16 protein-coding genes are annotated in these 20,917 nt (G+C 38.7%); 3 read left to right on the top strand and 13 right to left on the bottom strand.

Annotation, left to right across the window (positions count from 1 at the left end; genetic code table 11):
• Window positions 1-80: 80 nt before the first annotated feature.
• The 7 genes from pyrE to typA all read right to left on the bottom strand — a co-directional run bounded on the left by pyrE (window position 81) and on the right by typA (window position 7,504).
• Window positions 81-713, bottom strand: a complete 633-nt coding sequence (gene pyrE / locus A0739_RS08875; protein ID WP_061587730.1) for an orotate phosphoribosyltransferase — start codon at window positions 711-713, stop codon at window positions 81-83.
• A gap of 39 nt (window positions 714-752) precedes the next feature.
• On the bottom strand, window positions 753-1,448 hold the full coding sequence (pyrF, locus tag A0739_RS08870; protein WP_061587729.1) for an orotidine-5'-phosphate decarboxylase: 696 nt from the start codon (window positions 1,446-1,448) through the stop codon (window positions 753-755).
• Window positions 1,449-1,694: 246 nt separating this feature from the next.
• Entirely contained in the window at window positions 1,695-2,849 is a 1,155-nt protein-coding gene (locus tag A0739_RS08865) for a cell division protein FtsQ/DivIB (RefSeq protein ID WP_061587728.1), read from the bottom strand.
• 9 nt (window positions 2,850-2,858) lie between these two features.
• Window positions 2,859-3,917, bottom strand: a complete 1,059-nt coding sequence (locus A0739_RS08860; protein ID WP_061587727.1) for a UDP-N-acetylglucosamine--N-acetylmuramyl-(pentapeptide) pyrophosphoryl-undecaprenol N-acetylglucosamine transferase — start codon at window positions 3,915-3,917, stop codon at window positions 2,859-2,861.
• A gap of 1 nt (window position 3,918) precedes the next feature.
• Window positions 3,919-5,271, bottom strand: a complete 1,353-nt coding sequence (murD, locus tag A0739_RS08855) for a UDP-N-acetylmuramoyl-L-alanine--D-glutamate ligase (protein ID WP_061587726.1) — start codon at window positions 5,269-5,271, stop codon at window positions 3,919-3,921.
• Between the two features lie 117 nt (window positions 5,272-5,388).
• Window positions 5,389-5,643: a DUF3165 family protein gene (locus A0739_RS08850; protein WP_000262661.1), complete on the bottom strand. Its 255-nt coding sequence runs from the start codon at window positions 5,641-5,643 to the stop codon at window positions 5,389-5,391.
• Between the two features lie 19 nt (window positions 5,644-5,662).
• Window positions 5,663-7,504, bottom strand: coding sequence for a translational GTPase TypA (gene typA / locus A0739_RS08845; protein ID WP_061587725.1), 1,842 nt, complete (start codon window positions 7,502-7,504; stop codon window positions 5,663-5,665).
• 158 nt (window positions 7,505-7,662) lie between these two features.
• Here typA and A0739_RS08840 point away from each other — a divergent pair, with 158 nt between their 5' ends.
• Window positions 7,663-8,388, top strand: coding sequence for a 16S rRNA pseudouridine(516) synthase (locus A0739_RS08840; protein WP_061587724.1), 726 nt, complete (start codon window positions 7,663-7,665; stop codon window positions 8,386-8,388).
• A gap of 40 nt (window positions 8,389-8,428) precedes the next feature.
• Here A0739_RS08840 and A0739_RS08835 read toward each other — a convergent pair whose 3' ends face one another.
• From A0739_RS08835 to A0739_RS08825, 3 genes are all read right to left on the bottom strand, one after another.
• Window positions 8,429-8,656 carry a hypothetical protein gene (locus A0739_RS08835; protein WP_061587723.1) on the bottom strand — a complete coding sequence of 76 codons (228 nt, stop codon included), beginning with the start codon at window positions 8,654-8,656 and terminating at the stop codon, window positions 8,429-8,431.
• 71 nt (window positions 8,657-8,727) lie between these two features.
• Window positions 8,728-9,108 carry a rhodanese-like domain-containing protein gene (locus A0739_RS08830; protein WP_033629414.1) on the bottom strand — a complete coding sequence of 127 codons (381 nt, stop codon included), beginning with the start codon at window positions 9,106-9,108 and terminating at the stop codon, window positions 8,728-8,730.
• Complete coding sequence (locus A0739_RS08825; RefSeq protein WP_061587734.1) at window positions 9,105-9,338, bottom strand: YqgQ family protein; 234 nt, start codon at window positions 9,336-9,338, stop codon at window positions 9,105-9,107. Before A0739_RS08825 ends, A0739_RS08830 begins: the two co-directional genes overlap by 4 nt.
• A gap of 102 nt (window positions 9,339-9,440) precedes the next feature.
• Between A0739_RS08825 and A0739_RS08820 the strand changes: the two genes are divergently transcribed.
• Together A0739_RS08820 and A0739_RS08815 are read left to right on the top strand one after the other, a co-directional pair.
• A complete protein-coding gene (locus tag A0739_RS08820; RefSeq protein ID WP_061587722.1) occupies window positions 9,441-10,349 on the top strand; it encodes a LysR family transcriptional regulator in 909 nt (302 codons plus the stop codon).
• A gap of 38 nt (window positions 10,350-10,387) precedes the next feature.
• Window positions 10,388-12,187 (top strand): N-acetylmuramoyl-L-alanine amidase, encoded by a 1,800-nt coding sequence (locus A0739_RS08815; RefSeq protein WP_061587721.1) that lies wholly within the window; start codon window positions 10,388-10,390, stop codon window positions 12,185-12,187.
• 31 nt (window positions 12,188-12,218) lie between these two features.
• On the opposite strand, the gene A0739_RS08810 is transcribed toward A0739_RS08815, so the two are convergent.
• From A0739_RS08810 to A0739_RS08800, 3 genes are all read right to left on the bottom strand, one after another.
• On the bottom strand, window positions 12,219-12,536 hold the full coding sequence (locus tag A0739_RS08810) for a LiaF transmembrane domain-containing protein (RefSeq protein ID WP_061587720.1): 318 nt from the start codon (window positions 12,534-12,536) through the stop codon (window positions 12,219-12,221).
• A gap of 227 nt (window positions 12,537-12,763) precedes the next feature.
• A complete protein-coding gene (locus tag A0739_RS08805) occupies window positions 12,764-13,633 on the bottom strand; it encodes a DUF6287 domain-containing protein (RefSeq protein ID WP_061587719.1) in 870 nt (289 codons plus the stop codon).
• Between the two features lie 446 nt (window positions 13,634-14,079).
• Window positions 14,080-20,532: a S8 family peptidase gene (locus A0739_RS08800; protein WP_061587718.1), complete on the bottom strand. Its 6,453-nt coding sequence runs from the start codon at window positions 20,530-20,532 to the stop codon at window positions 14,080-14,082.
• Between the last annotated feature and the right edge of the window lie 385 nt (window positions 20,533-20,917).

Genomic DNA, 20,917 nt, shown 5'->3' with positions numbered 1-20,917 from the left:
ACAACTGAGGAAGTTATCGCTCAACTTTAGTATTAAAAACAAAATCAGGTAATCCTAGCGACTACCTGATTTTCTATGTTTTAAGCGTTTTGCCAATTTTCTTGGTCTTCTTTAAAGCGTTTTAGGAGGTCGAGTCCTTCTGGTGTGATGTAACCTTCTTCTTGGGCTAGGTGGATCAGCTCACTGTAGTTTGAAAGAGTCACCAATTTTACACTAGCGTCTGCGAAGTTCTTATCTGCTTTTGGCAATTGATAGCTGAAGATAGCTACGACACCAAGAACATCGGCTCCTTCGCGTTTAGCTGCTGTTACGGCTTCAAGAACAGACCCACCCGTTGAAATGAGGTCTTCAACCACTACCATCTTTTGCCCCTGAGCTACGCGGCCTTCGATTTGGTTACCAGCTCCGTGGTCTTTTGGTTTGCTGCGGATGTAGGCAAAAGGCAAGTTCATCTTGTCAGCGATGATAGCTCCGTGTGGAATCCCTGCTGTCGCTGTTCCTGCAATCACTTCTACTTCTGGAAATTCTGCTTTAATAGCTTCCACAAAACCATTTTCAATCAAGCTACGAGTTTCTGGATAGGCAAGCGTCACACGGTTGTCAGTATAAATCGGCGATTTGATCCCAGATGCCCAAGTGAAAGGCTCTTCTGGTTTAAGGTAAACTGCCTGAATTTTCAAGAGGTGGCTAGCGATATCTTTAGCAAGTGTCATAGTATTCTCCTTTTGTTTTTATAATCTATTTCTTTAATTTCAGTCTTGGTTCCATTCATCCTTGATAGCATGATAAGCTGCAACAGGATCCTCAGCTTGGGTAATGGGACGTCCTACTACGATATAGTCACTACCGATTTGATAAGCGTCCGCTGGCGTCATGACGCGTTTTTGGTCCCCAACCGCAGCTCCCGCTGGACGGATTCCCGGTGTCAAACAGATAAAATCTGAATTGGTAGCCTGCTTGATGAGTTGCACTTCCTGAGCCGAGCAAACGACACCATCCAAGCCCGCTTCAGCTGTCTTCTTGGCATAGTGAATCACAGACTCTTGCAAGCTGGTTTGGATATTTTGAAAATCCTGCATCTGGCTTTCCGACGTTGAGGTAAGCTGGGTCACAGCGATCAATTTGGCTTGCGTCCCAAGACCTTCGCGCGCAGCCTTCATCATCTCCACACCACCAGCAGCATGAACGTTGGTCATGTCTACACCAAGCTGAGATAAGACCTTCATGGCAGATTTTACTGTATTTGGAATGTCATGTAGCTTGAGATCCAAAAAGACACTATGCCCCAGTGACTTCAAATAACGGACAACTTCTGGACCTTCCGCATAATAAAGCTCCATCCCTACTTTTAGATAAAGACTTTCTTCTGCTGGGAAAAGAGATAAAAATTCCTTGACCGCCTCAAAACTAGGAAAATCAAGAGCAATAACTGGACGATGTTCACGCATACCTTTCTCCTTTTACCTTTACGAGCAAGAGAGTACGGTTAAAAACAAACCACGAAAAAAGGAACCTGCCAACAGCAAGGTTCCACGAAAAATGGGTAGTCTCCACCCTTTCACCGTCTAACCTTAGCTGCCTCTCTGGACTGCTTTAAAGGTTTTTTTCTATTCTATTATTTATAGTAGGACTTGTCAAGCAAAAACTTGAAACTGGACTTCTATACCATTCAAAAATCAAGAGAAAAAGTTAGTCTAACGACTCTGTGACTGCTGGCTCGTTTGACTTTGATTTCCCTGTTCTTCTTGTTTTTTCTTTTCTTCTTCCTGTTTTTTCTTCTCAGCTTCCTTAGCCTCTTGCTTGGCTTTTTCTTCTGCTTCTTCTATCAGCTTATCCGCTATGGTATAGCTGTATGCTCCAGCCTCCATATCGACTACACTCGGTTCTGTCAATTGGGGCTTGATTTTGCTGTAATAAGGCAATTTCTTGCTCAATTCTGACAAGGGAACCAAAACCTCATCTGTGTCCAGCATAGTAATTTTTAAAAGATCTGCTGTTGCCTTGCTCGGCGCTAATTCGATTTTCTGGATTTGACTCTTGATATCCTCACTGATGGTAGACAATCCTGTTATCAGCTTTTTCACCTGCTGCTCATCGTTAAAGGTAACTGTCAGATAAGTCTCAGGCAAGTTTAAGCGATCAACAGGAGTTGACTCTACTGTACCACTAGAAAGAATTGGATAATACTCTTCACCAGACACATAATAACCAACAATATCAAATTCCTTAACCTCAATCGTAAAGTTAGTCGGAAATTGATAGTTAATCTTCGCTGATTCTATCCAATGATTGGACTTGATTCGCTCAGCGTATGTTTCCTTATCCAACAATAGAGCTAAAGTATAGTCACTATCTTGAATCCCAGAAGCCTGTTTGATGTCATCCGCCTGGGTGTTACTATTCCCCTTAACCTCGATATTTTTGATGGTCGAAAGTGGAGTCAATAGATAGACTGAAAGAAGGAGGACCAGGACACTGGGTACCAAGATACTCACAGCTCGCCAAATATGAACAGGCGCAATTTTAGGTTTGGCTGGTTTCTCTGGTTTTTCTTTTTTCTTCTTCTCTTTTCCCTCTTTGACTTTCCGGTCATCCTTTTGAGATTTTTCTTCTTTTTCGGATAGTTCCTTGCTTGGACTTGAGGCTTCCTCATCTGACTCACTCGATGATTTCTTGGATTCCTCCAATAGTTTCGAGTTGGCTTCCTTACGAGCTTGTTTTTCCTTTTCCTTCTCTTCAGCTAGGGCAGCTTCTTCCTCAGCCTTCTTCTTCAGGTATTCCTGGTTTCGTTTCTGCCATTCAGACAATTCTTGCTTCTGGTTTGATTCTTTTTTCTTATCCTTTGACATTGATATTCCTTATGCTAGGTCTTTTCTTAGTAGATCGTAAAAATCTGCAAGAGATTTCAATTCAGTCGAAGCTTTCATGCTAGCTTGGTACTGATCCTTGTGACTAAGCAAGTGACTCAGTTTCTCCTCCAAGCTTTCCAAGATCAAGTCACTTTCTTGAAGTTCTTCTGCATAGCCTTTCTTAACAAAGTAAGCCGCATTTTCAATCTGGTCTCCTCGACTTGCTTCACGACCCAATGGTACGATGAGATGGAGTTTAGCCATGGCCAAGAGCTCAAAAATCGTATTGGCACCGCCACGAGTTACCACCACATCTGCCATCTCCATCAAGGGTTGATAGAGATCCGTCACATAATCAACACGAAAGAGATTTTGACTCAACTCATTGAGGCTAGAATCTCCAGTGAGATTGATAATATTGTAGCGCTCTGTCAGTTCTTGCTTATGATCAGTCACCAATTGGTTAAAAACACGAGCTCCTGCAGAACCACCGACAAACAATACCGTTGGCAATTTAGGATCAAAGTGGGTTTGGATATCCACCAATTCATCTTGTTCAGGAGTGTTTTGATCTGAAACCTTGGTCACTGCCCCCACATGCTCGACTTTTGCGAGACCAGCAGCCTGCTCAAATGTCGAATACATCTTAGTCGCAAATTTATAGGCGATTTTATTGGCCAAGCCCATAGACAGGTCAGATTCATGAATAAAGACAGGCACTCCTGACACTCGCGCTGCGATAACCGGCGGTACAGAGACAAATCCTCCCTTAGAAAAAAGAGCCTGTGGACGCAGTCGTAACATGATAAAGAGGGATTGGACAATTCCCCAACCAACTTTGAAGACATCCAGCATATTTTGCCAAGAGAAATAGCGACGCAACTTCCCAGTCGCAATGGAGTGGAAGGTCACATTCAAGCCCGACTTGAGGATTTCTTGGTGTTCGATTCCGTGTTTATCACCAATATAGTGAACTTCCCAGCCGTCTTCGATGAACTTGGGCATTAACAAAAGGTTGAGGGTGACATGTCCAACCGTCCCCCCACCTGTAAAGACAATTTTTTTCATATTATTCCTTTAACTCCGCTACTGTGTCGATAAAGAGGTCGCCACGTACTTCAAAGTTAGCATACATATCCCAGCTAGCATTGGCAGGACTGAGGAGAACCACATCTCCTTGAGTCGCGAGCTCATAAGCCTTGCGGGTCGCATCAGCAATATCTGTCGCATCTACATAAGCCACACCAGCCTTATCCGCTGCCCGTTTGACACGTTCTGCAGATTGACCGAGGATAACCATCTTCTTGAGCCCTGTAATATCTGGCACCAATTCGTCAAACTCATTGCCGCGGTCCAAACCACCTGCAATTAAGATAACCTTACTGTTGTCAAATCCTGACAAGGCTTTTTGAGTAGCCAAGATATTGGTTGACTTACTATCGTTATAGAATTTGACACCCTTGATTTCATCCACAAATTGGAGACGGTGTTTGACACCTCCAAAGGCTGATAGAGTTTCCTTGATGGTTTGATTGTCCACGCCACGGAGCTTGGCTACAGCAATGGTCGCAAGGGCATTTTCTACATTGTGGCTACCTGGAACACCGATTTCACTAGCTGCCATAACCACTTCCCCACGGAAGTAGAGTTGACCATTTTCCAAATAGGCTCCATCAACCTTTTCCTGTGTTGAAAATGGTACAACAGTGGCTTGTGTTTTGCTAGCCAATTCTTTTGCCAAGTCTTGATTAAAGTTCAATACAAGGAAATCATCCGCTGTCATCTTGTTCTGGATATTCCACTTAGCTGCCACATACTCCTCAAAAGAACCATGATAGTCAATATGAGTTGGCATGAGGTTGGTAATAATCGCAATCTCAGGATGGAATTCTTGGACGCCCATCAGTTGGAAAGAAGAAAGTTCCATGACGAGCGTGTCCTTGGCTGTCGCAGTTTGAGCCACTTGACTAGCAGGATAGCCGATGTTCCCTGACAAGAGACCACATTGACCAGCAGCAGTCAAAACTTCCCCAATCATCGTCGTTGTGGTGGTTTTCCCATTTGAACCAGTGATACCGATAATTGGCGCTTCTGAGATTAAATAAGCCAATTCCACCTCAGTCAGGACTGGAATCCCCTTTGCCAATGCCTTTTCAATCATGGGATTGCTATACGGGATACCTGGATTTTTCACCATCAGAGCGAAATCTTCATCCAAGAGCTCCAAAGGATGCCCACCAGTGACAACCTTGATTCCCTCTTCTAGCAAGCTTTGAGCAGCAGGATTCTCCTCAAAAGGCTTGCCGTCATTTACTGTCACAATAGCACCCAGCTTGTCCAACAAACGGGCCGCAGACTCACCAGACTTAGCCAAACCTAAAACAAGTACTTTCTTATTTTTAAATTGATCGATTACTTTCATGTCTCAAACTCCATTTCTACTCCTACTATTTTACCATTTTTATGGAAATAATACTAAACGAAAATGCTCTAGCCTTCATTCTAGCATAGAAAAAGAGAGCCATAGCTCTCTTTCTATTTATCTTCTTCTGCTCTTTTTTACAGGCATGAGCGTAATGTCTCTCAAGCTAAAGTAGGCTAGAGCCAGCATGGCGATTGTGACAAAGAATTCTGTCGGTAATTGGAAGATTTGCAAGATGGACAACATCAGCAAAATCAAGAGAGCAACAACTACAAAGACCAAGATAACGATGTTGACTGTTCCTTTGATACTTTGGGGTGTCGCAAATACATAGAGTAGTAATAAGAGTATCCCTATGATTAAATAGACCATCTTTATCTCTTTCTAGCTCTTATTCAGCTGATTTTTTCTTTTTGTTGGCTTTCTCGCGCTCTGCCTTGTTGAGGATTTGCTTACGCAAACGGATAGACTCAGGCGTTACTTCCATGTACTCATCGTCATTCAAGAACTCAAGAGACTCTTCAAGCGTCAAGATACGAGGTGTCTTGATAACCGCTGTTTGGTCCTTAGTAGCTGAACGGACGTTGGTCATTTGTTTGGCCTTAGTGATGTTAACTGTCAAGTCGTTTTCACGAGAGTTTTCACCGATGATCATTCCTTCGTAAACCTCAGTACCTGGATTGACAAAGATGGTACCACGTTCTTCGATAGACATGATTGAGTAAGTTGTAGCCTTACCAGCATCGATGGAAACGAGGGCACCACGGTGACGTCCCCCAATTTCCCCTGGAATCAATGGTAAGTATTGGTCGAAGGTATGGTTCATGATACCGTAACCACGAGTCATTGACAAGAACTCAGTTGAGTATCCGATCAAACCACGCGCAGGAACAAGGAAGACCAAACGAGTTTGACCATTACCAGTTGAAATCATATCCAACATTTCACCCTTACGTTCAGAAAGGCTTTGGATAACAGATCCTTGGTATTCTTCTGGAGTATCGATTTGCACACGTTCAAATGGCTCACATTTAACACCATCAATCTCTTTTACGATAACTTCTGGACGAGATACTTGAAGCTCATAACCCTCACGACGCATGGTTTCGATCAGGATTGATAAGTGCAATTCTCCACGTCCTGAAACAGTCCATTTATCTGGTGAGTCCGTTGGGTCAACACGAAGGGAAACGTCTGTTTGCAATTCTGCCTGCAAGCGTTCTTCCACCTTACGAGAAGTCACCCATTTTCCTTCACGACCTGCAAATGGTGAGTTGTTGACCAAGAAAGTCATTTGAAGCGTTGGCTCATCAATGTGTAGGATTGGAAGAGCCTCAACTGCATCTGTTGGTGTGATGGTTTCACCGACAAAGATGTCTTCCATACCAGAAACGGCAATCAAGTCACCAGCTTTGGCTTCTTGAATTTCACGACGTTCCAAGCCAAAGAAACCGAAAAGTTTTGTAACACGGAAGTTCTTCGTTGTACCATCTAGTTTAGAAAGGGTAACTTGGTCCCCAACTTTCACACTACCACGGAAGACACGACCGATACCGATACGACCTACGAAGTCATTGTAGTCCAAGAGTGAGACTTGGAACTGCAAAGGTTCATCTGAGTTGTCCACTGGAGCAGGGATATGGTCGATAATGGTATCAAAGATTGGTGCCATTGTTTTTTCTTGATCAGCTGGATCGTCTGACAATGAAGAAGTTCCGTTGATAGCTGAAGCATACACCACTGGGAAATCAAGCTGGTCATCGTCTGCACCAAGCTCAATGAAGAGCTCCAATACTTCGTCCACTACTTCTGCTGGACGAGCTGATGGTTTATCGATTTTGTTGACAACCACGATTGGAACAAGGTCTTGTTCCAAGGCTTTTTTCAATACGAAACGAGTTTGTGGCATGGTTCCTTCGTAGGCATCCACGACCAAGACAACACCGTCAACCATTTTCATGATACGCTCAACTTCTCCACCGAAGTCCGCGTGTCCTGGTGTATCCATGATATTGATACGAGTTCCGTTGTAGGCAACGGCAGTGTTTTTCGCAAGAATTGTAATTCCACGCTCTTTTTCGATATCGTTTGAGTCCATAGCGCGCTCTGCCAATTCAGTACGTGCATCAAGCGTTTCTGATTGTTTCAATAATTCGTCAACGAGGGTTGTCTTACCGTGGTCAACGTGGGCGATAATCGCAATGTTACGGATATCTTCTCTTAATTTTGTCATGATTTCCTCTAATATTTAAATTTTTATTTCTAACTGAACAATTATACCACAGTCTCATTCAAAAATCACAGTTCAGCTAAGTGTAAATGTTTTCACTCTGCTTTTCTAGTCAAGGCAACTCTTTTCAAAGTCAGAGACTTATGATAAGATAAGCTGGTATGCGTTTAGATAGATTATTAGCCCAAGAAAAGGTCAGTCGCAAGGCTATGAAACAGGCTTTATTAAAAAAAGAAATCCTAGTAGATGATTGTCCAGCCAGCTCACTCGCTCAAAATGTCGACACTGGATTACAGAAATTAGTCTTTCAAGGACGACAAATCCAAGGCTACGAGCACAACTACCTCATGCTTCATAAGCCAAACGGAGTCGTTACAGCTAGCAAGGATAAGAAACTTCCAACCGTCATGGACCTCCTTCCACCTGACATCCAGTCTGACCAGCTCTATGCTATCGGCAGACTAGACCGCGATACGACGGGACTGCTCCTTTTGACAGACAATGGACCTCTTGGTTTTCAACTCCTTCATCCCCAGTACCATGTTGATAAATCTTATCAAGTGGAAGTCAACGGACCGCTCACGTCAGACCATATCCAAAAATTCAAAGATGGGATTGTCTTTTTAGATGGGACCACTTGTAAACCTGCTCAGCTCGAAATTCTGTCCGCAAGCCCAACAGAGAGCCATGCCTCTATTACCATCTCAGAAGGAAAATTTCATCAGGTTAAAAAAATGTTCCTCTCAGTTGGTGTCAAGGTGACTGCCCTAAAACGAGTCCAGTTCGGTGATTTTACATTAGACCCAGAACTAGCAGAAGGGCAATACCGTCCCTTGAATCCAGAGGAATTGGAAATCATTAAAAACTATTTAGAGAAAAGTGGATAAAAGAAAAAAGCTTTAAATTTAAAGCTTTTTTTAATCTTCTTTAATTCATGTGTAAGAAAATTCCAATAATCCAGTTAAGAGCAGAAAGAACAATACCTACAATAGCTATAACTCTTTCTGTTTTATAATCAAGTCCAGATTCTTTTTGAAGTTCGTTAGCATACAAGATACCGGCGATACCTAAACCAATACCTCCCAACGGAAATAACAAACTAAGAATGATAGATAGAATACCCACCAAAAGTGGATTTTTTTTCTTTTCTTGCATTTTCTAAAAATTCCTTAAAATGATTATTAATTTAGTATAGGAGACTGGGTATATCATCTTTTTCCTTGATCTTAGCTAGTCTTGACCTTCCCGTTCCAAGAATCCAATCCATAAGAAAGGATATAAATCTCAGAGAAACCTTGTTTTTTCAGATAAAGTGCTGCATTGGTCACTCGTTGTCCACGTTGATTTTCGTAGAGAAGGACAGGTTTATCCTTGCGAAGGGCTGCAAGGCTTGACTTCAACTGATTTGAAGGAATATTGCGAGCTCCGAGGATATGTTTTCTGTGAAATTCTGCTGGTTCACGGACATCAATCAATTGCCCTTTCCGAATCAAGGCTTCAAATTCTGCATTATCCACAATCTTAGCTGCACGACGAATACGAAGGTAGTTATAACCCATCCATGCCGCCATCGCCAATACGATTCCCCACAAAACCCAAATTGTCATAAGTTCTTCTCTCCATTTTTCTCTATGTAGTCTAATTCTATCTTGTGCTCTCTACGAAGAACAGCTTCTGCCTCTAGATAGTCTAGCTTGTCCATCAGACCTGCATCATATATCCGAGAGAGTTCGAGCTTCATCAGTTCAATATCATACAATCGCTTCCCCATGTAAACAATAATGCCAAACTGTTTGAGAAATTGTTGCACATCATAGAATGTTTTCATAGCTTCCATTTTAGCAGATTCTAGACTTTTTTTCAATACTGGACCGGCTCTTTCCCCCTATTTTCTTCGTCTTCATTGCCCATTCTTCTGCAAGTATGGTACAATAAAAACATGAGAATTCAACAACTACACTATATTATCAAAATTGTCGAAACTGGCTCTATGAATGAGGCGGCCAAGCAACTCTTTATCACCCAACCCAGTCTCTCTAATGCCGTTCGAGACTTGGAAAATGAAATGGGGATTGAAATTTTTATTCGTAATCCCAAGGGCATTACCTTGACCCGTGATGGGATGGAGTTTCTCTCCTATGCCCGTCAAGTCGTCGAGCAAACCCAGCTTCTGGAAGAACGCTATAAAAACCCTGTCGCCCACCGCGAGCTCTTTAGCGTTTCGTCTCAACACTATGCTTTTGTAGTCAATGCCTTTGTCTCTCTGCTCAAGAAAAGTGATATGGAAAAATACGAACTTTTCCTTCGTGAAACTCGGACTTGGGAGATTATTGACGACGTTAAGAACTTCCGTAGTGAAGTCGGTGTCCTCTTCTTAAACAGCTACAACCGTGATGTTTTAACAAAAATGCTGGATGACAACCACCTCTTGGCCCACCATCTCTTTACAGCTCAACCCCATATCTTTGTCAGCAAAACCAACCCTCTAGCAAAGAAAGATAAGGTTAAACTAGAAGACTTGGAGAACTTCCCTTACCTCAGCTATGACCAAGGGACGCATAACTCCTTCTACTTCTCTGAAGAGATTCTCTCGCAGGAATACCACAAAAAATCTATCGTGGTCAGCGACCGTGCCACCCTCTTTAATCTCTTGATTGGTTTGGACGGATACACGATTGCAACAGGTATTTTGAACAGCAACCTTAACGGAGACAATATCGTTTCCATTCCACTGGACATAAACGATCCCATTGAACTAGTCTATATCCAGCATGAAAAAACCAGTCTGTCTAAGATGGGCGAACGCTTTATCGAGTATCTACTAGAAGAAGTTCAGTTTGATAATTGATAAAAATAAAGAGAAAAAGAAAAAGTTAGGAATAGAAAGTGAAAAAGATACTACTTGCCAGTGCTCTGATTCTGTCAATAGCAGGATCTATATTAGCTCCCGTCTCTGCAGAAGAAAACCAATCACAAACTCCTTCTGCTGTTAAAGAAAAGCAAGCCAAAGATGATCAAAAAGAGGCTATTGTTAAGGAGAATACAGAACCCGAAGTTCTTCCAAAAGTAGATGCGCAAGAAGACAAGACAAAAAAAGAAGGGTGGTACCAAGAAAATCACCACTGGCGCTTTTACCAAGATGATAAACCTGCTTTGAACTGGAAACAAATCCAAGGCAAATGGTACTACTTCGATCAAGATGGTAATCGTCTTCATTCTACTATCTACAAAGGCTATGCCTTTGACCAAGATGGTGTCATGATAGAAAATAGCTGGACCAAATTGGACAATCAATGGTATTATGCTGATTCCTCTGGACGACTAGCTCAGAACAGCTGGAAAAAAATCAATGGTTCTTGGTACTATTTTGATCAAACTGGAAGCATGCTCAGCAATACTGCCGTTGACGGCTATCTGCTCACAAAAAGCGGAGCTATGGCGGAAAAGGGCTGGACTAAATTAGACCAAATTTGGTACTATATCGCTCCTTCTGGAAAGATCTCACAGGATAAATGGGAGAAAATCAACGGTTCTTGGTACTACTTTGACAAAGACGGTGGAATGCTGAGCGCGACAACCTTCAAGGGTTACCTCTTTAACCAGAGCGGAGCTATGGCAGAAAACAACTGGGTCAAAATCAAGGATACTTGGTTCTATGCGAACGGGTCAGGGAGATATGTCCAAGAAAACTGGCAAAAGATTCAGGGTTCCTGGTACTCATTTGACCAGAATGGTGGGATGCTTGCAGACAAATGGAAAGAAAGCTACTACCTTAAAACCAGTGGAGCCATGGCGGAGAATGAGTGGATCTTCGATAAAGCCTACAAGAGCTGGTTCTATCTAAAAGCGAATGGCCGTTATGCAAATCAGGAGTGGATTGGAGCATACTACCTCAAGTCAGGTGGTTACATGGCAAAGAGCGAATGGATTTACGATAACTCTGACAAAGCACGCTACTACCTAGATGATAATGGACATTATGTTTCAGGAACTTACAAGATAGACGGTAAGGAACACCTGTTCCAAAAATACGGCCAATGGATTTCTGAAGTTTCAACTGAAGGTGGATTTGTAAAAGGCCAATATAGCAATACCATCTTCCTAGATCCTGGACATGGTGGTCGGGATTCTGGTGCCTTCTACTACAATGTCGCTGAGAAAGATCTCAACATGCAGATTTACCGTAAACTTCGTACTAAGCTAGAAGAACTAGGCTACAAGGTCCTCACTTCTCGTGATAGTGATATCGATGTTGACTTTGTTACCGAACGTTCTCGTATGGTTAATAAAACCAACTCTGACATCTTTATCAGTATTCACTTCAATGCAGCTGGTAGCACATACTCAAAAGCAAGCGGTATTCAAACCTACTCCTATAGCGATGAACCTGATTACCCAAGTAAGATTAATCAATACTGGCACAACCATCCTGATCGTGTCAGTGAAAGCAAACGACTTGCTGCTGCTATCCACTCCTCTCTCCTAGCCGAAACAGGGGCTAAGGATGCTGGTCAGTTAGAAAGAAGTTTTGCCGTACTACGCGAAACAGCCAAACCAGCCGTCCTCCTTGAACTTGGTTATATGGATAATTTCACTGAAAGCCAACAAATCAGAGATAGCCACTACCAAGACAAACTGGTGGCAGGCATTGTAAAAGGGATTCAAAAATATTACGCTGGTAAATAATAATAAAGTCTCGAGAAACCTCGAGACTTTTCTATTTATCTTCTTTTTTATCTTTATCAGGAAAGAGGTAGCCAAGTCCTACACAAGCTAGCACTCCCGCACCAATCACCAAACCACTTGAAATTGGCAAAATATCAAAAATAGCATTTGCAATGATAAAGGCAATAATCAAGCACATCAGACTAGCCTTATAGTCTTTTTTCAAAAGATTTTCTAGCGTGAAATAGAGGAACAAGCCAACTGGAATTAGTGACCAGAGGTTGACATCCAAACTTGGCCATCCAACAGAACCGAAATACAATACTAGCGCTGCTGCTACTAAAAATACAAGTCCCAATAATTTTTTCATTTTTATGTCTCCATTTTCTTTTTTATTGACTTGAGTTGTCTGATACTGACCTCTCACGTCCCTTACAAAAAACATTATAGCAGAGGATTTTTTCAAGAACAAGCCCTTTTTGTCTATCTGGTCTATATCTCTGTCTATGTGGTTGAATAGTGGTGATAAAAGAAAAAGAAGCCCGTTTGGACTTCTTGATTTTGCCGATTGTAACAGTATTTTTGAACGAATACCATCTAATTTTTCTTTTCCTTTGACTCTAGAGAAGATTTGATTGCTTCACGATCTGCTTGCAGTTGAGCTAAGTTCTTTTCTGCTTCCTCAAGTTTACTGGTATCTGGTTTCACACGATAATAAACATCTTCTGGTTTCATTAACATAGACCCATAATCTTGGCCCGAAAGTAGTCTTTCTTCAGCATGATTGCTTTTATCCGTAATCTTTCCATCATCAGCAGGTTGCATAACAACACCACTTGGCACAGCTACTACTACAAATCCTCCAGCAACAGAATCTTTTACCCACGCACTGATAGACGCTGTCTCAGGGTTACGACTATCTTGACCTTTTGATACCTTTAATCCAACTACAGATTCGTACTTTTGATCATTTGTAAACCAAGTCGCACGTACTTCTCCAGAATCATTAATAATGTATTCATTGCCAGATTGACTACGCCAAGTACCTTCTAAACTAGACAAATCATTGTTCTTGATTGCTTCAATATCTAGTTTTGGAACGGTAGTTTCTTTCTTCAACTTGCTAACAAGTGCTTCTGCTTCCGTAATTTTGGTATCTAAAGCAGTCAGTTGATCCTTGAGTTTTTGAATTTCCACTTGTTTATCCTTATCAGTCTCATCTGTTTTTCCTTGGCTTGTAGACGCTTGACTTGTTGACTCTGTAGTTGAAACTGAAGACGATGCTTGATTTGGCTCTTTCTTTCCAATCAGAAGATATGAGAAAATACTTACCAAGATGAGAGTGACTAAAACAGAGAGTGCTATGCCAATATAGATTTTTATATTTTTATTCGGAGCCGACTTTGATTCAGACCGCTTAGGTCCATTGATCTCTTCAAATTGTTTTTCCCGTTCTTTCTTATTCATAATTTTCTCCTTTTTGATTGATATTCAGCCAAGCTTACGATACTTCATTCGTTACTATCCATGAACTTTTATGACTTTTAAAAAAAATCCAAGCAAAAATTTCTAGAATAAATAACTATAAAAATATCTCTAGATTGGTATCAAAACAAGTATTTATTACAATACATTATACCACAAAATATAAACAACCGTTTGTATTTATATTTTTATAAGCCGAAGAAATGGATTTTAAACAGAACCCATCTCCATTAGAAAAAGCCTGTCCTGAGACAAGGCTTTTACATATATCTCTTTTAAATCTCCCATTTTCATAGAAATCTAAATAATATATTTATAAATCAATACTTTCACAAAACTATGTCACCTCCTCACTATCTAATCTCAGTACATAAACCATTTTTTCTATAGCTTTTGTCTTAATCTTTATTTTTTCTATAGCTTTTGTCTTAATCTTTATTTTTTCTCTTCAATCCAAGAAAAGCTCCTACTATAAACATGATTCCGGCAGCTAATAGTGTCTGGGCTCCGCTTGCTGTTCCGGTTTTTGGCAACTCATTAGGATTGTTACTAGTTGATTTACTATTGATGTTGGTATTTTTATTAGTTAAGTTCCCTTCTTCATTTAGATAAACGTTCTTGTTAATTTCAAAGTTTTTATCATTTTCATCAGAAACAATACTATTGACATCATTAGTTGAATCAGATTGTGTTTTTTCTTTCTTTTTCGATACATCAAAAGTAGGTTTATTTTCCTCCTCCTTTTTCTCCTCTATTTTCTTGAATACAGGTTTTATAAAGGTATCTTTTGATAGATTAAGAACATAGCCGGCGTCTTTTTTCCCTTCGAAACCAGAAATTTCCCAACCATCAAATTGGTATCCTTTTTCTAATTCACCCTTATAGACAGGTAACATAAAATCTTCTTCCGACACTATCGTTGAACTCATTTCTTTTCCATTTTGAATGGTCACAGTTACCCTATGAGGTTTTAATTCACTTACCTCTCCCGTGTCTTTATTTAAAATGAATTCTTTTACGGTAGTATTTCTTGCAAAATCTTTTACAACAATCTTAATGTTTAGTGTCTTATCTGTTAGTTGTTTAATATCATCAAATGATTTGTATTCTTTTCCATTTACATAAATATGTTGTTCTTGAATCTCACCATCGAATCCATTATTTCTCTTATCATTGATGTTAAAAACTACAGATTTTCCATTAGCATATTCGATACTAGTATTTCCCTTAGGATCAATGCTTACTTCAGGTTTTACATTATCATATAAGAATTGATAGTGTACTCCAACTGCTTTTGCATTCAAATCGCTATAGCCAGTTTGAAGATAAACATTTCCATCCATATCTGTTACCTTATCTGGAAATCCGTTTGCTTTATAGTCTTTCATTCCCCAGTCCATGATGTCACCGTCTTTAACATTAAGCTTAATGTTAAAATCTCTAGTGTTATCAATGTGTAAATCTCCGTAGATTAAATAATTGTCTACAACCGATTCATTAACTCTCAACTCCCAGTTAAAACCACCCTTATCAGAAATCTTACCTCTTAAATAGAATTCTGGATTTCGTACATAAATTTTATTAGTTTTAGATGGATTAAAGTAGTTCTTGTCCATTGAAAGATTTACTGGTTTTGCATCAATAAATAACGTAGAGCCATCTTCTTTTATAGCTTCTACATTGGACTTATCCTCTCCTGTGTACTCTTTACTATCCTTACCAAATAATACCAGTTTAGAAGGATCTGTCACAAGATTGCCATCGTTATCGATTGCTTCCCCTTTATCATTCATTTTAAATGTAAACACTTGATATCTTACAATGTTAAAGCCGTCCAAAGCCGACATTAATACTGATTGAGTACTTCTTCCATCTTCAACATTTCTACTATCAGCATAAATTGTTGTTTCTGATAAGACTCTTAGATTAGGATTGGCCTTTTGGATTTTTGCTATATCTTCCTTGCTATAGACTCCATTTCCTTCTAACATATCCGTTTTTCCAGGATTATAGGTAGTCACTTTTAGTGCATAGCCTTTTCTTAGAATGATGTTATCCTTTAATAGATATTGTTGTTTTTCTGAATCAGAATAGATTTTACCAGATTCCATGTCCGTTAAATTGTTTGGTTTATTTTTTGAAAGATCTCCTTCTCCTAATTCTATTACATTCCCATAACTTGATGCATACGGATATTCTGCTTTAGTTTCCTTATTTTTTTCAGGCATTCTAATTTTAGTTTCAGCTTTTATCTGATCATCATCTTTGACAAAAAACCTCATATCTCCTGCAAAAGCTAATCCATCCACAATATCATTAATATTAGCGTATAAATCAAATGTCATCGTTTTTGAGTGGGAATCATACTTGGTCGTTTTGATTTCTATCGATTTATAGTTATTTCCATAATATACCTTGGCATTTTTAGAAACATTACTGATCTTTCCAAGAATTTCAAAGTGTCCATCTTTAGATGGGTTTAGAATGCCATAAATTTTTGATTTGATTTCATCAAGTTTTTCAGTTTCATATTGTAAGGCACTACCATCGTCATAAGCAATGATATTTCCCTTATCATCGTATTTATAATCGTATTCCTCTATTCTCTTACCAGTTTCACTTGTAAAGTCATCAACTTCTCTAAATTTCTTTTTAATGAGTTTCTTTAAGTCTTTGCTTTCAAAATCTCTAATTGTTGAAATAGTTTTATGAATAGTAAAACTAGATTTTTCTTCGGTAGCCTCTTCATTTTCTTGATGATGTTCTACCTCAGTTGTATCTTTTTTAAGACTATCATCTTTAACGTTTTTTATATTCTTAAATTTAGATTCAGGAATTTCTCCAAGCTTTTGGTATTTAGATGAATCTTGATCAGGATCTACTAGATAATAGGAAATCATCCCCTTTTCATCAGCATGATCAGCAAATTTAATTCTATGAATCTTTGTGAAATTGCTAGAACCGTCTAATGCAATCACTTCAATGATTTTGCCTCTTAAATCTCCTGCTCCACTAATTTCATAAATAGTATTTCCGTCTTTATCAAGTTTCCTATTTCGTCCTTGACCCTCACCTGCATAAGTTACTTCAAGATTTTTCTCAACCTCTCCATCTTCATTAACAAGAGCGGCCCCAGCATACCAAACTTCGTTGGCAATCTCGTCAAATTTTTCAGGATGTTCTTTTTGATCTCTCGCAAATAGCGTTTCATTCTTGTATTGCTCTTTGACCTTGTGATAAGTATCCTTTGTAATCAACTTAATTTTTTCAGGGTTTGAAAAATCAATTGAAACAATCTTTGGAGGGGTGTTATCAATTTTTACAGGAATATAGGAAACCTGCCATGGGTAATCCTTGGTTAATCTATATTTAAATTTATAGAAATATTGGCCTTCCGCAATCGGTTCAAATTGTCCTCGTATCTTAGTAGCAGGATCTTTTTTGTCATTACTTTCTGGGGCATTTTCTTCTCTACCTCTAGGGTTATAAATGAGTCCATCCCATTTCAAATCACCCCAAACTTTTAGCTTAGAAGATTTAATGCCCTTTGCATCATTTCTTTTAGAGTTTAAAATTCCTTTAATAAAGTGTTCTCTCGAAATGACTTTTAAGTCTCTTTGATTTTCTCCTTCTTTATTTGTATTTACTATTGAAATCACCCCTTCTTCTGCACTTCTTAATACAAGTGGAGAAGGCGTTAATCCTCTCTCAAGTTGAGCATCTTGAGGATTTCCATTTGAATCTAAAGGATAAATTTTAGCAATATTAGAACCACTTGATGAGGGTGCGTTGATTCCTTCGTTATTGAAAGCAAATAGTTCTGGATTTTGATCTAGGGATGTTGTATTTCTATCTTTTCTATTTTGGATAACTCCTGCTGGATTAAATTTATCTATACCATGTTCTCCACCAATCCCCTTATTTAAGGTACCTGGAATTTTTGGTTTGCCATCATCATCATAACCTTCCATCGCTTTTGATTTTGACCCTTCTTCCCAGGCCCATTTATCAAGGATTGGTTCGTGGTTCCAATTCCCAGCAAATCCCATTAGAGGCATGGACAAAGAAGGTTGGAAGTTTCTTTTCTTACCGTTGGAGTTTAGAGCTTCCATTTCTTCCACTGACTCAAAATGAATAAATGATTCTACAAATTTATTTTTATTTTTTGCTTCCCCAACATTTATAACCGCATTTAAATCAAAGCTGGAATTTGGACCTATAGTGAAAGTATCATGCTCAAATGTGATATTTGCTCCTTTGACTTTTTCTGGGTGAATTTCTGGAACAATTTGCTTCCCGTCCGGAGATTTTTCATCTTTATATGTTTCATCGAGTTTTAGCCTATCAGTTAGAGCATCTGTAGTTACAGTTGATGCAGAAACTTTAAAGGTTAAAGGTCTATTTGAGGTATTGTGAAGCTTGATTGTAAAGTATTTTTTATCACCTTTTATTTCTTTAAGAGAAATGGAACCATATGAATTTACCAAACCTTTAGAATCTATATTTTTGAAAGTCGCTACAACTTCATTTCTCAAAGCGTTGGCAACATTAATTAGTCCCGCTCCCTGCTGTCTAGGTGATGCAAAGTATTGACTCTTTTCTTTCCAAGAGGTTGCATCCATCATAGGTCTTGCAGTATTTTGTAGGGCTATTTTTGTAAGACTTGTAAGGTCTATTTTGTCATCTCCCTTAAGATTTTTCAAGACAGGTCTTTCAAGCAATTCCTTTAATTTTGGTCGAATCAAAACAGTAGAAGCTGCTACAATTGGAGTTGCCATGCTAGTTCCTGACATATAACCATAAGTAGATTTACCATTAATAACATTTAGAGTAGATTTAATATTTTTACCTGGTGCTGAAACATCCGGTTTTAAAAGCAAATCTGTTCTTGGCCCCCAAGATGTAGACCCTGCTGGAACTATAATATCTTCTTTATAAAGTTCTTTGTCTGTGTCAGGTGCAAATTTAAAGTCAATTTCTTTTTCATCACCTACATTCGGTTTATTAGAATTATAGCTTTCCATATCAATTGGATAGTATTGTTCTAAGTTATCTTTAAAATCTTCCTTATTATTTCTTTTGACTTCAGTTTTTTTATCAGGGTTAATCATGTTCCATAATTTTACACCATCATCTCCTGAAATTGAAAATACTTGACTAGTAGTCCCTTCATCCGCTTCATATCCCATAGCTGGAAGGTCTGTCCAATTATCTCTATTGTAGTAATTTACAGTATTTACAACCATAATGGCACGTGCGCCTTTATCCATAGCTCTTTTAAAAGCATCTTTTAAATCCTTGGTATAAATTCTATCCATTACTGCAATTTTGCCCTTAAGATCCAAGCCTATCAAATCTTGGTCTTGACCTTTGCCTATATATACAAATTTTAATTTATTTGGAGTTTTTGAGCCATCCTCATTTGTTAGGATTTTGTTTTTATCGAAAAAAGCCCCTATATTTCTGTATTTAAAACTTTGTCCTCCAATGTTAACCTTATCAAACTCAATGGTTTGATTTTTAGCAGAAGCGACCGCTATCGCATCTTCATGTGCGGCGGTTCGTGTTACATTTCCAGTATCTGTCATTTTCAGATTATTATTTGCTACTAAATCCCAAGAAGAACTTGAAGCAGAAGTCGCAAAGTTACCTGTAGCAACAACCATTGGGATTCCAGCTTTTCTTAATGCTCTAATAGCCTCCCAATATTTCTCGCCTACAAGACCGGTTCCCGTAAAGCCAGATGATACCGAAACAACATCGACATTGTGTTTGATCGAATCTTCAATAGCATGAAACATTGTTTCATCACCTGCAAACCCAGATCCTGCGTCAGAGTACATTTTATAAGAGAAAATTTGTGCATTAGGCGCAATTCCATCTATGCCATTAAAGTTCTTGATATCTTTTTCAGTATCATTTCCAGCAAGAATCCCTGCAATATGCATCCCATGTGGGTCAAAATAATCCCTTCCATCATCATATTTTTCTACAGTGATTTTACCACCATTATAATAATTGAACGCATGAGGGATTTTATCACTCAACCAATAATTCTTATCAGTGCCTTTTAAGTCATCTTTTTTAAATTTCATTGAGTCTTTGGCATCATCATCAATCCTCATAGCCTTATGCCTATAATCTGTTCCAGTATCGATATTTGAAATGACCATACCTCTACCATCAAAATTTTTCCCAAATGGAGCATTGATAGACTTTAGGTAATCAATAGCTTCCTCAACTCCAATTTCCTTTCTGGCATGATTCATCATTGGTTGGAGTTTTTGTGATCGTTCAACCGACGAAACACCTTCTATTTGTTTAATTTTGTCCAAATTATCTGGAGTTGTTTCAATGGCAGCGCCATTAAAAATCGTATTATAGGTATATAAAACTTTTGTATCCTTAAGATTTGATAGTTCCTTAATTACTTTTTCTCCAGATTGTTTATCTTTAAATTCAGCAATATAGACAACTTTATCTTCTTTTTTCGGATTTTCTGTATCTTTATTTACAAATGAGTCCGCATCATTTCCTTGGGATTGATTGGAGTCTTCTTTGATACTTGCTCCTTCGTTACTAGTTTTTTTGTCTATCACAGACTTTTTACTAACAACCTCTTTTTCCTCAATAACTGTTGTCTTCTTCTCCTCAGTATCCTTTGAAGTTTCTATAACATTATGAAGTTCTTCAGATTGTTCATTGTTTTCTGTTTCTTTATCTGCTACTACTTTTTCTTTATCTGCTACTACTTTTTCTTTATCAGAAATTCTTAAAGCATCTTCAGAACTAGGTGCATCTGCTAAAATTACCTCATTGGGGGCATATGCTGCTAAAATAACTGCAGCAGTAGTTAATGACAATACCGTACTTTTTTTCATTTTAATTCCTTAATTTTTTATTTTAAACCCAATAGATAGAAAACTTTAACCTTGCTAGCCTTTGTTATAAAAAGTTTTATGACGTATCATCTAGTGGGGTAGAGTAGTACATTTATATATAATTGTTAGCTCTCTGAAAAACAGTATATCAATTAAAAAAATTTAAGTCAAGAAAAATTAACCCAGGTTAATTTTTTTTTTAATCCATGTTAACAAATAGTCTAGTCAATAAATATTATAGTTAACTGGCTACAATATAAACTCATTCCTACCATCAAAAATATTATCAATTAACCGGAATAACTACCAAAATCGCAAAAAGGGGGGATGGATACAACTTATACTTAAATAAATATGCAAAAACAACCGCTATAATTTTCAACGG

The sequence above is a fragment of the Streptococcus oralis genome (assembly GCF_001588645.1).
Lineage (GTDB): Bacteria > Bacillota > Bacilli > Lactobacillales > Streptococcaceae > Streptococcus > Streptococcus oralis_AB.
The sequence above is the reverse complement of the archived record's forward strand: the minus strand, read 5'-3'. Positions and strand labels throughout refer to the sequence as shown.

Excerpts from the sequence above, each read along its gene's own strand:
- A0739_RS08800 (WP_061587718.1), bottom strand. The coding sequence starts at position 20,532 with ATGAAAAAAAGTACGGTATTGTCATTAACTACTGCTGCAGTTATTTTA.
- A0739_RS08850 (WP_000262661.1), bottom strand. The coding sequence starts at position 5,643 with ATGGTCTATTTAATCATAGGGATACTCTTATTACTACTCTATGTATTT.
- A0739_RS08825 (WP_061587734.1), bottom strand. The coding sequence starts at position 9,338 with ATGGAAGCTATGAAAACATTCTATGATGTGCAACAATTTCTCAAACAG.
- pyrE (WP_061587730.1), bottom strand. The coding sequence starts at position 713 with ATGACACTTGCTAAAGATATCGCTAGCCACCTCTTGAAAATTCAGGCA.
- A0739_RS08840 (WP_061587724.1), top strand. The coding sequence starts at position 7,663 with ATGCGTTTAGATAGATTATTAGCCCAAGAAAAGGTCAGTCGCAAGGCT.
- murD (WP_061587726.1), bottom strand. The coding sequence starts at position 5,271 with ATGAAAGTAATCGATCAATTTAAAAATAAGAAAGTACTTGTTTTAGGT.
- A0739_RS08865 (WP_061587728.1), bottom strand. The coding sequence starts at position 2,849 with ATGTCAAAGGATAAGAAAAAAGAATCAAACCAGAAGCAAGAATTGTCT.
- typA (WP_061587725.1), bottom strand. The coding sequence starts at position 7,504 with ATGACAAAATTAAGAGAAGATATCCGTAACATTGCGATTATCGCCCAC.
- A0739_RS08835 (WP_061587723.1), bottom strand. The coding sequence starts at position 8,656 with ATGCAAGAAAAGAAAAAAAATCCACTTTTGGTGGGTATTCTATCTATC.
- A0739_RS08810 (WP_061587720.1), bottom strand. The coding sequence starts at position 12,536 with ATGAAAAAATTATTGGGACTTGTATTTTTAGTAGCAGCAGCGCTAGTA.
- pyrF (WP_061587729.1), bottom strand. The coding sequence starts at position 1,448 with ATGCGTGAACATCGTCCAGTTATTGCTCTTGATTTTCCTAGTTTTGAG.
- A0739_RS08860 (WP_061587727.1), bottom strand. The coding sequence starts at position 3,917 with ATGAAAAAAATTGTCTTTACAGGTGGGGGGACGGTTGGACATGTCACC.
- A0739_RS08820 (WP_061587722.1), top strand. The coding sequence starts at position 9,441 with ATGAGAATTCAACAACTACACTATATTATCAAAATTGTCGAAACTGGC.
- A0739_RS08830 (WP_033629414.1), bottom strand. The coding sequence starts at position 9,108 with ATGACAATTTGGGTTTTGTGGGGAATCGTATTGGCGATGGCGGCATGG.
- A0739_RS08805 (WP_061587719.1), bottom strand. The coding sequence starts at position 13,633 with ATGAATAAGAAAGAACGGGAAAAACAATTTGAAGAGATCAATGGACCT.